This is a genomic window from Desulfomicrobium escambiense DSM 10707 (assembly GCF_000428825.1).
In the GTDB taxonomy this organism is placed as follows: Bacteria; Desulfobacterota; Desulfovibrionia; order Desulfovibrionales; family Desulfomicrobiaceae; genus Desulfomicrobium; species Desulfomicrobium escambiense.
The window spans coordinates 179,532-192,744 of record NZ_AUAR01000005.1 but is presented as its reverse complement, the minus strand read 5'-3'; the positions used below and the strand labels follow the sequence as shown (position 1 = coordinate 192,744).

The window sequence follows — 13,213 nt, the reverse complement described above, 5'->3', positions numbered from 1 at the left end:
CTTGCAACTGCAAAGCATGCCCCGTGCCAAAGGCCTGCCGCCTGACCTTAAGTTTTCTTCGGCGCGGCCGATAACCTGATCATGGAAAGAACCGATTTCAAGGAGCACGTCATGCGCCTGACCACCCTTCTCGCCCTTTTGGCCGCACTGTCCCTGGCCGCCTGCTCCCCGGCCGGCATCAACAGCTCGCAGTCCGACAGCTTTGCCACGGCCCAGGCCCCGCTGGCCTCCGGATACCCGCTGTCCTCGCAGCCCAAAATGCAGGCCATGGCCCACTGGGATCGCCTCGCGGCCACGGTCGCCGGCAACTGCGCCAAGGCGCTGGAACATTTCCATCCCGAAGGGGACGTGCGCGTCTACGTCGCGCCGGCGCCGGCCACCACGTTCGGCAAAACCTACCGCGAAGCGCTGCTGACCCGCCTGGTGGACTACGGCGTGCCGGTCTCCTTCACGCCGGACGGAGCCGCCGTTCTGGAAGTGGGCGTGGAGACGGTCACGCACCGCCGGACCCTCACGCGGAACCGGTCGGGCCGCCTCCTCATCGCGGATCCGGATTTCGTGCAGGCCAAAGACGACAAGGGACGCTACCCCGAGGTGCCCATGGTGTCCGAAGAAAGCGGCCTGTTCGACCCGCAGACGCCGCAGACGGAAATCCAGGTCACCTCCGCCCTCGTGCACAACGGCGGCTACCTGTACCGGGATTCGAGCATCTTCTACGTCGACGGCCGCGACATGGCCCAGTACAAGCTCGGCGCGCCGAGCGGGGACGTCGAGCTCAAACGCTATTCGCTGGTGAACAAATGACCCGCGCCATCCTGCTCCTCTGCGCCCTGCTCTGCGCCATCCCAGCCCCCGGCACGGCCGGCTGCGGGGCGTCGCGCATCGAGGAACTCTGCACCGCCCTGGCCGACAGTCTGGCCGGGAACCTCCAGGTCCGCCTGGACCGGTCCGCCGCCATCATGACCGCCCCCTTCGCGGACCTGAACGACCTCCGGTCGACGTCCCCGCTGGGGCGCATCCTGGCCGAAGAGACCGGCAACGCCTTCGCGCGCCACGGGTACCGAGTGGCCGACACCCGCGTCTTCATGCCGAGCCCTTACAGCCTCAAGGAAAACGGGGAGACGGCCCTGTCCGGAAGCCCGGATCAGGTCGGCTCGACCTCGGGCCTGCAGACCGTGCTGACCGGCACATACACCCTGGCCGACGGCGGGGTACGGGTCAGCGCGCGCATCGTGCAGACCGCGGACCGCGTCGTCCTGGCCTCGGCCTCGTGCCGCCTGCGCCTGACCGAGGAAGTCCGCCTCCTCATGGGGGCGGCCCCGTCCGCCGTCAAGGCAAAGACCCCGCCCGCCCCGCTGCTCGATCTCAAACACAAGGCAGACGCCAAACGCGTCCAGCAGGCCCTGGCGGGCCAAGGCCTCTACAAGGGCAAAATCGACGGCGTGTGGGGCAAACGATCCAAGGCCGCCCTGGCCCGTTTCCGCGCGTCATTGGCTATGCCGGCCACCGCCCAGTGGGACCGGGCCACCCAGGACGCCTTGCTGCCGCCGTCCTGACAGGCCAGCGACCTGAAATCATACAAAAATATAATCGTCAGAAATTCTCTTGACGAACAGATCTTTCGCGCCTAATTGACCCTCGCTTCAAAACGACATTCACAAAATTTACCATATTTCCGAATACGAGGTTCATCATGCGCGAAATTACCGTCTTTCTGCACTCCCAGAAAATCAACCGGCCCGAGCCGGTCATCTCCAAGGCCATCCTCCGGCTGGCCGCCGGGCTGCGCTCCGTCTTCAGCAGCCTGGGGCAGGGGAACCGGACGACGCTGCGCTGACTCCCCTCCCGGCGCCCCGGGACCTGGCCTGCAACGTCGAACGGCCGGACTGCACAAGCAGCCCGGCCGTTTTCTTTTTGTTTCCCGCGAGGGCCTAGGCGCCGAAGCAGGAGGCCTGGGAGTACTCCACGCGATCCTTGTACTCAGCCTGCTTGCCGCGGTTCCACATCTTGACCGGCCGGTAGTAGCCCACCACCCGGGTGTAGACCTCGGTCTCCTGGCCGCAGCGCGGGCAGGTGGCCTGTTCGCCCGTGAGGTAGCCGTGGTCCTTGCAGATGGAGAAGGTCGGCGTGACGGAGATGTAGGGGATCTTGGTCTCGCTCAGGGCCTTGACGATGAAGCTCCGCAGGGCCTTGATGTCCGGCACGGACTCGCCCAGGAAGCTGTGGAACACGGTGCCTCCGGTGTACATGGGCTGCAGGCGATTCTGGTGCTCCAGGGCCGTGAAGATGTCCGTGGTGTGGCCCACGGGCAGCAGGGTCGAGTTGGTGTAGTAGGGCACGCCGTTGCCCGAGGCCTGGATGTCGGCGTAGAGCTTCTTGTCGATCTTGGCCAGGCGGTAGCTCGTGCCCTCGGCCGGCGTGGCTTCGAGGTTATAGAGGTTGCCCGTCTCCTCCTGGAAGCGCGCCGTGATGGTCCGCAGATGGTCCAGGGTGCGGATCATGAGCCTGGTCCCGGCGTCGGTCTCGATGCCCTTGCCCAGGAGGTTCAGGCAGGCCTCGTGGCCGCCCAGGATGCCGATGGTGCTGAAGTGGCCGCGGAAGCCGTTCTTGAGGTAGCGCCGGGAGAAGGGGAACATACCCTTGTCCATGTTGTCCGCGACCATCTTGCGCTTGAACTCCAGGGAATCCTTGGCCAGGGCCGCGTACTCGCCAACCAGGTCCAGGAAATCTTCCTCGCCCTGGGCAAGATAGGCCAGCTTGGGCAGGTTCAGGGTGACCACGCCGATGGAGCCCGTCAGGTCGCCGGCGCCGAAGAGGCCGCCCGTGCGCTTGCGCAGCTCGCGCAGGTCCATCTGCAGGCGACAGCACATGGAGCGCACGTCCTCGGGCTTGAGGTCGGAGTTGATGAAGTTCTGGAAGTACGGGGCTCCGTACTTGGCCGTGAGCTTGAGCAGCAACTCGCCCACCTCTGACTCCCAGGGGAAGTCGGGGGTCACGTTGTAGGTCGGGATGGGGAAGGAGAAGATGCGCCCGTGGTAGTCGCCCTTGAGCATGACTTCCAGGAAGGCGCGGTTGATCATCTCCATTTCCACGCCGTATTCGCCGTAGGTGCTGTCCTGCAGAGCTCCGGCGATGATGACCGCCTCGGAGGCGATATGCGTCGGCGGGGTCAGGTCGAAGGTCAAATTCGTGAACGGGCTCTGCCCGCCCCAGCGCGAAGTCGTGTTCAGGTTGAAGACGAACTTCTGCATGGCCTGCTTGACCTCGTCGTAGTTCAAGCCGTCATGACGCACGAAGGGCGCGAGATAGGTGTCGACGTTGTTGAAGGCCTGGGCGCCGGCCCATTCGTTCTGCAGGGTGCCCAGAAAGTTGACCATCTGGCCCAGGGCCGCGTCGAAGTGGCGCGAGGGGCCCGAGGAGCAGCGGCCTTCGAGGTTGAAGCCTTCCAGCAGCAGGTCGCGCAGGGACCAGCCGGCGCAGTAGCCGGCCAGGCCGAAGGACAGGTCGTGAATGTGAAAATAGCCGTGCTCGTGGGCCTGCCGGATTTCCTCGGGGTATTTCTCCAGGGAGTAGCGGGCCTGGACCGAGCCCGAGAGGTGCAGCATGAGCCCCTGGAAGGAGTGGGCCATGTTGGCGTTCTCGCTCACGCGCCAGTCGGACTTGTTCAGGTAGCTGTCGATGGTCTCGGTCACGTCCAGAAACGTCTCGGTCTGGCTGCGGATCTGGCGGCGCTTTTCGCGGTACACGATGTAGCGGCGTGCGACGTGATAGAGGCGGGACTCCATGAGCACCTGCTCGACGGTGTCCTGCACGAGCTCCTGTTCGGGATTGTCCATGCCGTCGAGCTTGGCCTCCACCTTCCCGGCCAGGCGTTTGGCCAGGAGGGGGTCCTTGATGCCGCTGGCGTTCAGGGATTTGAGGATGGCCTGGGCAATGCGGTCCACGGACCAGGATTCAATCCGTCCGTCACGTTTCACAATCTGCTGGGGCATGAATACTCCGATCGAAAAATCTGGTTTGAGGTTCTCAAGAAACGTCCGCGGCACTTCGGGGCGGCACGAACTCCTGGAAGGACAGGGGCTGGTCCGCGGGCACCTGGGCTCTCGTCTCCTCCAGATCATCCGGGGAAAGGGCCGGGACCTTGGTGCAGCGGAAATAGACGCGACCCGGATACTCGGCGGCCAGGCCGAAAACCCGCTCCAGAGACTGCCTGGCCCCTTGGGGCGTTATGGCGCGCCCGGTCAGCTCCGGGTACATCCGCCACGGCCCCTTGACGTCCACGGCCACGGTCTGGACCAGGTTCTCCCTGAGCAGATCGGCCAGGACATCGGGGGCGGAGCCGTTGGAATCAAGCTTGACCGGAAGGCCCGTGACCGCAAGGTCGGCGAGCAACTCCGGCAGGCCGTCCAGACAGGTCGGTTCGCCGCCGGACACGGTGATCCCGTCCAGCCAGCGGCGGCGCCTGCCGAGGTCGGCCAGCACCGTCGCCCTGTCCAGGGCGGGCAGTTTCTCCCAGGTCCAGGCCAGGGAGGCATTATGGCAGGTCGGGCAGCGCAGGTTGCAGCCGCCGGTGAAAAGCACGCAGGAAACCCTTCCGGGCCAGTCGCACAGACTCACCGGCTCAATGCCGCGCACGCGATCCCAGACAGGGCTCGTGTCCGTCATGTCAGCTCGAAGTTTTGGACGTTTCTTTCTGAATATCTCAACGCCCTGCATCCGCGTGCAGAGGGTTAAGAGAAATGCTTCAGACCGGTTTTCTGGCTCGCCCTTTGGGGCTTACAGTGGCGGGACCGCCCCGGATTCGCACCGGGTTCCCAGGCTCCTGAAGTGGATCAGCGGAACGGAGTCATTCTTAATCGATCCGACTCGCTGCGGCAACCGAAACCTTTTCCACACGGCCTCCAAAGCATTGTGGAAGGGCAAACTAGATTTTGGAATCCGGATGGTTGCGGCGCAAAAATTCTCTTCCCACCAGGGGCAGCGCCACCGCAAATGCACAGGCCAGGGTCAGGAAGGTCGCGGGCAACCCTTCGGCATCGGCCAGTCGGCCCACCAGGGGGCCGGTCAGGACGAAGCCCAACCGGAACACCAGGCTGTGCAGAGAAAGGATGCTCGCCCGGTTGCGGCGCTCGCTCAGGGCCTGCAGCCGGGAGCGCATGAGCGGGCCCTGCAGGCCGCGCATGGCCGTGAGCAGGTAGTAGAAGGCAAAGCTTCCCAGGGCTGTGGAAAAGCCAAGGCCGGCATAGGCGGCGACGATGAGCAGGAAGAAGAGCCCGTACATGCCCCGCATGCCGATGCTCCGCTGCACCCTGTGGCTGCCTGAGGCGGCCAGGGCCACGACCAGGTTGGCGCCGGCCCAGGCCGGGCCGAACCAGCTCAGAGGAACGCCGCAGGCCTGCATGTGGGGTTGGATGAGCCAGACCATGTAGAAGGAGGCCAGACCCAGAAGCGTCCCGCTCAGGATGGTCGACCGGATGGCCGGGCTGGTGAAGGCCAGGCGACACACACCCAGAGCCTCGGCCAGATGGGAGGTGACATGTCCGCCGTCATCCCCGACGGGCTCTCGCAGGCTCAGGCACAGCCCCAGGGCCAGGGTCCAGACGGCGATCTGCGCCACAAAGGGCATGAGCGGCCACTGGGCGTACATGAAGCCCGCCATAAGCGCCCCGGCCGCCTCGCCGCCCTGGGCCCAGCCGACCATGCGTCCGTCGCAACGCGCGTAGAGATCCACCCTGTCGGCGGCCCGCAGGCTTTCGAAGAGAAGCGCCGTGTCGGAGCCGCTGATGAAGGCGTAGCTCACCCCGAGCAGCAGCTCCGCCAGCAGGACGCCCCAGAAGGTCTCAGCGGCAAGATACCACCCCCAGCCCAGGAGCCCGAAGACGCAGGCCGTGACAAGGGCGAAGCGGTACCCGAGCCGGTCGCTGACGTAGCCCGAAGGGTATTCCATCACGACGCTGGCCAGGGAGAAGAACACCTGCAGGGTCAGGATCTCGGTCAGCGACAGGCCGATCTCGTCCTTCCAGAAGAGGGTGATGACGGCCATGGGAAAGAGCGTCATCTTCAGGGCCGCAAAGACATTGAGGGTCAGGAGCGTCCTACGCAAACCGCGCTCGTCGGCCGTCACCGCCACCTCCCTGCACCTGCCGCGGGCAGGATGCGCAGCGTATTCACGACGTCCCTATCCGCGCACCAGCGGACCGAAAAACATCCCCGACTCTCGAGGCTTGCCCACAAGCTGGGGGATGGCCCGGTTCAGGGCGTGAATGACGGGCACGCTCGCCGCGATGCTGCAGACGGTGACCGCGGAGCTGACGAGAAAGACCGTCAGCCCGTCCGCGGGAAGCGTGGCCAGCGTCCACGCCGCAAGGGGCTTGTTCACGAAGTGGTAGAAGACCCCGTTCATGGCCAGCAGGATCATGCCGTTGCGTCCCAGAAATGTCAGGAGCTGGACCCGTTGCAGCGTCTTGCCCAAGGCCAGGACCATGCACGTGCCGGCCAACGCCGTGAAGGGGAACCACAGGAAATGGCCATGCCCCGAAAGAAGAATGATGACTGCCTGCAGATAGCGGAAAGGGCCCTGGTTGAGGTCAAAGGTCAGATGCACTGCTGCGACCGAGACCAGAAAGATGGCGACAGCCGTCCCGGGCCCGACCCTGTCCAGCACCCGTGTGCGTCCCAGGAGAACCCCGCTGAGATAGAACGCGTACACGACCGGCACCTCGTGCAGAAGCCAAAAGCTCATGTTCTGCCCGAAGAAGAAATACCGCTCGTTGAGGGCGTACCCGCCGATGTAGCAGGCCGCTGCGGCCAGCAGAATGCGCCGGGGGGTGTTCAGCGCCCAGCCGGCCAGACGGTGCACGCACTCCACGCTGACGAGGCAGGCCACGAACCACAGGGGAACGCAGAAAAGCGGGAACCCCATGGCCGTGGCCACGGTGGCCTGCAGGTAGCCGGCCGGCTTCGAGAGGTCGACGATGGGAAACCATCCCGGCAGAAACAGGGAGATGAGGGCCAGGACAAGGCTGAAAAACAGGTACGGCACGATCCTGCCCGCCCAGGTCGAAGCCACGAAGGCCTTCGGCGGCACGACGGCCGGACGCGCACCGCGGACCAGGCCGGACAGCACGAAGAAGAGGATCATGTGAAAGGAGTAGACCCATTTGTACTGCAAAGCCGCAGCAGGGTTCTGCAGGTACATGGTCTGCTCGACGAAATGGCCGTAATAGACCAACCCGAGCCCCAAGGCTCGTGCCGCGTCGACGGCGTCCAGACGCCCTTCCCCGTTTCGAATCATGACGGCTCCTCGCGCTGTGTTGCGGTCCGGCACGGTGCCGGTCCAAGGTCGAAGATGAGCACAACCGCCCGCCTTTTGTCACCAATAAAAAAGGCCCCCGAAGGGGCCTTGGTGTGGAGCGGGATGCGTCCTACTTGTTCAGCTTCACTTCCTGGGGGAAGATCGGCAGATACCGGTAGGAAAGGCTCATGACCAGGAAGCCGTAGGCCACGATCATGCCGGAGGTGGACCATTCGGCCCAGTTGGGGGCGTAGGACGTCCAACGGTCGAAGGGCATGACCGGGATGGCCAGGGCCTGGACCGTGAAGACGAAACGGTTGATGGTCACACCGATGGCGGTCATGACCGCGGCGGTGTACATCAGTGCCGGACGCTCGCGCACCCAGGGAGTGATCAGCATCACGGCCGGGATCACGCCGAACCAGAAGAGTTCGAGCCAGAGCAGGATCTGCCCGTAGCCGTACTCGCTGTTGTACATCTGGTCGAAGGTCAGCCCCATGCCGGGCAGGATGCCCTTGGCCCAGGCGTAGGTATCGATGATCTTGAAGAAGATGTAGACGCACAGGAGCAGACCGGAGATCTTGCCCATGAGCTTCTTGGTCTCGTAGCTGACCAGCTTGCGGCCGGTGATGGCTTCCATCAGGGCGGCGCAGATCATGGTGAAGCCGGGACCGGAGGCAATGGCCGAGGAGATGAACAGGAAGAAGGTCCAGGGCCAGATGAAGAAGCCTTCGCGGAACACGAACGGACGGCCGAAGAGCACGCCGTACATGCCGCCCAGGGAACCCTGGTGGAAGAAGGACAGGAAGGTGCCGATGCCGGCAAAAAGCGGCATGTACACGTGGAAGTTGTGGGCCAGATGGTGGCAGAACCGGTTCTCGTTGATCTTGCGGTTCTCCAGGATGAGCGGAACGTACTCGATGATCAGCACCGTGCAGTAGCAGGTGATGCAGAAGATGACTTCCGTCAGCATGGAGTGGACGTTGGGATGCCAGTAGCCGAACCAGGCCCGCAGCGGCTGGCCGATGTCCAGCACCAGGACGAGCATGGCGCCGGAGTAGCACAGGAACCCGACGATGACCGCCAGGTTGATGATGTTTTTCAGTTCGTCGATGCGGATGATGTACCGCAGGAAGCCGGAGAAAAAGGCGCCGGCGCCCAGGGCGATGACCGCCAGGTCAAAGGTGATCCACAGCCCGAACCCGAAGTAGTTGTCCAGTCCGGTCACGCCGATGCCGGTTCCCAGCACCTTGAACGCGCCGTATCCGCCCCAGGCGAGGAAGATGCTGATCACGCCCAACCAGGCCAGGAACTTCCCAACAGAACAACGTTCCACCCCTTCGGGCCAGTACGCTCTATCAGACATGTTCGCCTCCCTTCGCATTCTTCAGGTAGTTGTCCCCGAGTTTCCTCACCCACTCGCGCTTGGAGTAGTAGTAGACCTGCGGGTCGGTGCCGAGCTTGACCAGCAGGCGGAAGGCGTTCTCGGACGCGGCCAGCTTGCTGACTTCATGCTCGGGGTTGTTCAGATCGCCGAACTTGATCGCACCCGTGGGGCAGACCTCGGCGCAGGCCGGGATGTATGCGTCCTCGGCCAGCTCCGTCGGGTCCTCGCCGTTCATGCGGGCCTGTTCCTTGGCCGCCATGAAACGGTGATGGCAGAAGGTGCACTTCTCGACCACGCCGCGGGGACGGGTCGATGTATAGGGGGTCAGTACCTTCTCCATGCCCTCGGGCCAGATCGGGTCGAACCAGTTGAAGTAGCGGGCATGGTACGGGCAGGCCGCCATGCAGTACCGGCAGCCGATGCAGCGGGGGTAGATCTGGCTGACGATGCCGCCTTCCTCGTCCTTCAGGGTCGCCACGACGGGGCAGACCGTGGAACACGAAGGCTTGCCGCACTGCATGCAGGGGCGGGGCAGATAGGCCACCTCATGGTCCGGGAAGGGCTTTTCGTTGGACAACTCGTATATGTTCATCCAGTCGTTGGTGCGCAGCTTGTTGGATGCGTCGACCTCGGGCGGCAGGTTGTTCTCCGCCTTGCAGGCCACGGAGCAGGCACCGCATCCGGTGCACTTGTCGAGATCGACAACCATGCCCCATTTCACCTTGAATTCTTTTGCTTGCATTGTGGGTATCCTCTTCTTTTCGCCAGGTGCTTACGGAACGACTACGCCTTGCTCACAGTGACCCGCGCCGTGGCGAACCGGGACAGGCCGGTTTCGCCTTCGGCCTCGGCGGCCAGCAGCTTGAAGACATTGTCTCCCTTGCCTCTGGAAAAATCATCCCAGGCGGTATGGCCGAACCCGAGGGGGGCCACCACGGTATCGTTCATGACGCCTTCGAAGATGCGCACGCGGGCCTTGCACTCGCCGGAAGCGGCGGAGAGCTTGACCGCGTCATCCTTCTTCACGCCCAGATTCTTGGCCGTCGCGCCGTTCATCAGCACGTACATGTCCTTGCCGAGCATCTCGTTGAAGCGGATGGCATTGGTGTTGAACGGCGGGATGGCGACCTTGGCGCTGCCGACCTTGAGCTGGAAGGCCACGGCCAGGGCCAGGGACTTGCCGTCCGCTGCGGTCACGGGGATCTCCTTGAGCGGGGTCGCCCACAGGGCCAGTTCCTGGACCGGGAATTCCTCACCGAGCCAGGGACCGCCCTCGACCAAGGCGTCGAAATCGGCGCCCAGGGCCTCGGCCTTGGCCTTGACCACGTCCTCGAAGGTCTCGAAGCCCAGTTCCAGTCCGGCCTTGGCGGCCACGGACAGGATCACGTCGCCGGCGGGCTTGGTGTCGTAGACGGGCTTGATGATGGCGCCCGCCACCGTGTAGTTGGGCTGGCCGGAACCATACGGGGAGTAGGCGTCGTCCAGGCGCTCGAAGGCGTAGCAGTCGGGCATGATCAGGTCGGCCATGGCCGCGGTCTCGTCCATGAAGGGGCTGAAGGAGACCACGAAGCCGGCCTTATCGATGGCGGCCTGGGCCTTGGCCAGGTTCGGCATGGCATAGGCCGGGTTGGCGGCGTGGACCATGAGCAGGGCCGGGGCCTCGACTGCGCCTTCGGCGACGGAGGTCAGGTAGCCGGCGAGGTCGGCGGCGAGCAGGGCCTTCTTTTCAGGGGCGGACTCGACGACCTTGGGGCTCCAGGGCAGAATGCGCACGCCGCCGACGGTGTTGACCCGTTCCAGCAGCAGGTTGAGGCTCATGCTCGCGGCCATCTCGAAGGCGCCCAGACCCTGTCCGGCGCCGGCGGCGGTCAGGACCAGCGGACGGCCCGCGCGGACTAGTTCCTGGGCCAGGCCCTTGATCACGTCGACGGAAACGCCCGTGATTTCCGACACCTTTTCAGGTGCGTATGCGGACTGCACGAACTTGGCGAAATCGGCGTACCCGGCCCAGGAGGCGCGGTCACGGCCGCCTGCGGAGATCACCGCCGCCAGGCCCAAGGCCAGCACGGCTTCGGTGCCGGGGGCGCAGGGCACCCAACTGTCGCAGACCGCGGAGGTGCCGTTCTGGGCAGGCCCCACGTAAACGAACTTCACGCCCTTTTCGCGACTGGCACCCAAGGCCTTGCCGTTGCGGGCCACGTTGCCCCAGGAGCCCAGGGCGTCGGCGCCGAGCAGGAGCACGTAGCTCGCGTTCTCGATGTCGTAGCCGACTTGGCCGTCCCCACCGATCATGGCCAGGGCCGCGGCGGCCGGGGCGCTTTCACCCGGCATCAGAAAAGTCTTGTCGGATCCGGCCTTGCCTACCAGGCCAGCCAGCACGTCGGTTACGGAGCCGGTCTCATCGCCGCTGATCATGGCCACGCCGGCGCCGGCTTCCTTGATCTTCCCGGCCAGGAGGTCTTCGGCCTCTTCCCAGCTGATGTCCTTGAAGGACGAGCCGTCCTTGAGCTTGGGGTTCTTCACCCGCGAGGGGCTGTAGAGCATGTGCACGCTGGCCGCGCCTAGGGGGCAGATGCCGCCCTGGCTCAGGGGGTGGTCCGCATCGCCTTCGGCGGCGACGGGGCGGCCGGCCACGGTCTTGACCTGGATGCCGTAGGCGTCGGCGCCGAGCTTGCACAGGGCCGGAACCTTCGCTTCCTCGCCGTACTGCAGCCGCGGAATCCAGGGCCAGTTCTGGGTCCAGATGGACACGTCATCAAGGGATTTCCAGATCACGGGAGTGAAGAGGCTGCCCGCCACACCGCCAGCCACCAAGGAAATAAAGCTTCTTCTGTCGATTCCCATCGTAACTCGCTCCTGTCTTATTTGTGGCACACAAAACAGGCGTTGCTGGCGCCGGTCTTGGCATGGCATTCTTCACACTGCCACATCTTCATGGTGTCCTTGCTGTAGCCCGAGAGCCTGTTCTCGTGGTACACAGGCGGGGTCTTCATCTTGGCCACGTCGGGATGACACGAAGTGCACTCGAGCTCCTTGTGCGCGATGTGGGAGAAGTACACGTTGTCCGGCTGCGTCTGGTACGCGAGCCATTCGACTTCCTTTTCCTGCTGCACATACTCGGTCACGAAACGGGCTTCGTCGGGATCCTCACCCTGGACATCCTCATGACAGCCGACACAATTCGCATTGGTGGGCAGACCGGTAAAGGAACCATCCTCCCGAAAAGCATGACAGTCTTCGCATGCCATGCCCTGATCTTCCACATGCACGACGTGATCGAACCGGATGGGTTGGGTCTTCTGACTGTACAGGACTTTTGGAAAGCCCCACCAACCAAGCACGATCGATGCCACCAAACCGATCAGGAATGGCAACACCACGCAGCTCTTGCATTTTGCCACAGTCCTCTCCTCCTACCGCGTTAAGATGAAATGTGAAAAACCGCTCAAGAAATAATTGCCTCTGTGTATGCAAGAGACTCGTCGGGTGTCAAGAGATAATGAAAAAAATCACGATCTTCCGAACACCCCTAACTCCCTCGCAACATTTGAAAATCAACGTCCAAAAGCCCTATTGCCGACCGAAACGCTCGGCAATTTTCACCCCTCCTCAGAAGCTGAACGGCGAGTCGAAATCCTTCAGCCGCGGCAGGCGCACATCCTTCTGCGACAGCACGGGCGGAAGGTCCGGCCACGCAATGCCCAGGCCCGGATCGCACCACAGGATACCGCCGTCATGTTCGGGGGAGTAATATCGGTCGACCTTGTAGAGAAAGTCCGTGTCCGGCTCCAGCGTCATGTAACCGTGGGCCAGACCCGCAGGAATGAGCAGTTGACGATGATTTTCGGCCGAAAGCGTGAAGCCCTCCCAGCGGCCATAGGCAGGCGACCCCTTGCGCAGGTCCACCACCACGTCGAAGACTGCGCCGCGCGTCACGCGCACCAGCTTTGTCTGGGCCATGGGCGGGGACTGGAAATGCAGTCCGCGCAGCACGCCGGCCTGGGCCGAGAAGGCATGGTTGTCCTGCACGAAGTCGACGACAAGGCCGTTGTCCTCGAACCGTCTGCGGCTGTACGTCTCGCTGAAAAAGCCCCTGTGGTCGCCGAACACCTCGGGCTTGATCAGCAAAACTCCTGGTATGTTGGTGCGGGTCACATCCATGCTGGCCTTCCTTGGTTTGGGGTTGAAGCGCCTCCTCCCCTACAGAAAGAGCGGCCCGAAAACAATGCCGAGGCCTACCCAGCCCCGAAGGACCATCTGCGCAGAAACAAAAAAACCGCCGGAAACATAACGTTCCAGCGGCAGTAATCGCGTGTGGCGGAGGGTTAGGGATTCGAACCCCAGATGCCCGCAAAGGCATGCCGGTTTTCAAGACCGGTGCAATCAACCAACTCTGCCAACCCTCCAGGGGATGGCGGAGAGGGAGGGATTTGAACCCTCGATAGAGGTTTACGCCCCTATACTCGCTTAGCAGGCGAGCGCCTTCAGCCTAGCTCGGCCACCTCTCCGTTCGTGTGAAGAAAACGCTGGTT

12 protein-coding genes, 2 tRNA genes and 1 riboswitch are annotated in these 13,213 nt (G+C 63.6%); of the genes, 3 read left to right on the top strand and 11 right to left on the bottom strand.

Annotated features, from left to right (window positions below; all coding sequences use genetic code 11):
• The first annotated feature begins 81 nt into the window (after window positions 1–81).
• The 3 genes from G394_RS0106450 (at window position 82) to G394_RS21130 (ending at window position 1,837) form a co-directional block, all read left to right on the top strand.
• Window positions 82–804 (top strand): hypothetical protein, encoded by a 723-nt coding sequence (locus tag G394_RS0106450; protein WP_156902483.1) that lies wholly within the window; start codon window positions 82–84, stop codon window positions 802–804.
• A complete protein-coding gene (locus G394_RS0106445) occupies window positions 801–1,556 on the top strand; it encodes a FlgO family outer membrane protein (protein WP_028576962.1) in 756 nt (251 codons plus the stop codon). Before G394_RS0106450 ends, G394_RS0106445 begins: the two co-directional genes overlap by 4 nt.
• Before the next feature lie 137 nt (window positions 1,557–1,693).
• Complete coding sequence (locus G394_RS21130; protein ID WP_156902481.1) at window positions 1,694–1,837, top strand: hypothetical protein; 144 nt, start codon at window positions 1,694–1,696, stop codon at window positions 1,835–1,837.
• Between the two features lie 94 nt (window positions 1,838–1,931).
• Here G394_RS21130 and G394_RS0106435 read toward each other — a convergent pair whose 3' ends face one another.
• From G394_RS0106435 to G394_RS0106385, 11 genes are all read right to left on the bottom strand, one after another.
• Window positions 1,932–3,992 carry a ribonucleoside triphosphate reductase gene (locus tag G394_RS0106435; RefSeq protein WP_028576961.1) on the bottom strand — a complete coding sequence of 687 codons (2,061 nt, stop codon included), beginning with the start codon at window positions 3,990–3,992 and terminating at the stop codon, window positions 1,932–1,934.
• Between the two features lie 34 nt (window positions 3,993–4,026).
• Entirely contained in the window at window positions 4,027–4,665 is a 639-nt protein-coding gene (locus G394_RS0106430; RefSeq protein WP_028576960.1) for an anaerobic ribonucleoside-triphosphate reductase activating protein, read from the bottom strand.
• 65 nt (window positions 4,666–4,730) lie between these two features.
• Window positions 4,731–4,860: riboswitch (cobalamin riboswitch) on the bottom strand.
• A gap of 64 nt (window positions 4,861–4,924) precedes the next feature.
• Window positions 4,925–6,124 (bottom strand): MFS transporter, encoded by a 1,200-nt coding sequence (locus tag G394_RS0106425; RefSeq protein WP_245578275.1) that lies wholly within the window; start codon window positions 6,122–6,124, stop codon window positions 4,925–4,927.
• A gap of 54 nt (window positions 6,125–6,178) precedes the next feature.
• Window positions 6,179–7,294 (bottom strand): acyltransferase family protein, encoded by a 1,116-nt coding sequence (locus G394_RS0106420; RefSeq protein WP_028576958.1) that lies wholly within the window; start codon window positions 7,292–7,294, stop codon window positions 6,179–6,181.
• Between the two features lie 130 nt (window positions 7,295–7,424).
• Window positions 7,425–8,660 carry a menaquinone reductase integral membrane subunit QrcD gene (gene qrcD, locus G394_RS0106415; protein WP_156902479.1) on the bottom strand — a complete coding sequence of 412 codons (1,236 nt, stop codon included), beginning with the start codon at window positions 8,658–8,660 and terminating at the stop codon, window positions 7,425–7,427.
• Window positions 8,653–9,423, bottom strand: coding sequence for a menaquinone reductase iron-sulfur cluster-binding subunit QrcC (gene qrcC, locus G394_RS0106410; protein WP_028576956.1), 771 nt, complete (start codon window positions 9,421–9,423; stop codon window positions 8,653–8,655). Before qrcC ends, qrcD begins: the two co-directional genes overlap by 8 nt.
• Window positions 9,424–9,464: 41 nt before the next feature.
• A complete protein-coding gene (qrcB, locus tag G394_RS0106405; RefSeq protein ID WP_028576955.1) occupies window positions 9,465–11,525 on the bottom strand; it encodes a menaquinone reductase molybdopterin-binding-like subunit QrcB in 2,061 nt (686 codons plus the stop codon).
• A 17-nt stretch (window positions 11,526–11,542) separates the two neighbouring features.
• Window positions 11,543–12,082 (bottom strand): menaquinone reductase multiheme cytochrome c subunit QrcA, encoded by a 540-nt coding sequence (gene qrcA / locus G394_RS0106400; protein ID WP_028576954.1) that lies wholly within the window; start codon window positions 12,080–12,082, stop codon window positions 11,543–11,545.
• Between the two features lie 208 nt (window positions 12,083–12,290).
• Window positions 12,291–12,842: a dTDP-4-dehydrorhamnose 3,5-epimerase gene (gene rfbC, locus G394_RS0106395; protein WP_028576953.1), complete on the bottom strand. Its 552-nt coding sequence runs from the start codon at window positions 12,840–12,842 to the stop codon at window positions 12,291–12,293.
• A 154-nt stretch (window positions 12,843–12,996) separates the two neighbouring features.
• Window positions 12,997–13,087: transfer RNA gene (locus G394_RS0106390), tRNA-Ser, on the bottom strand.
• Window positions 13,088–13,093: 6 nt separating this feature from the next.
• Window positions 13,094–13,189: transfer RNA gene (locus tag G394_RS0106385), tRNA-Ser, on the bottom strand.
• Between the last annotated feature and the right edge of the window lie 24 nt (window positions 13,190–13,213).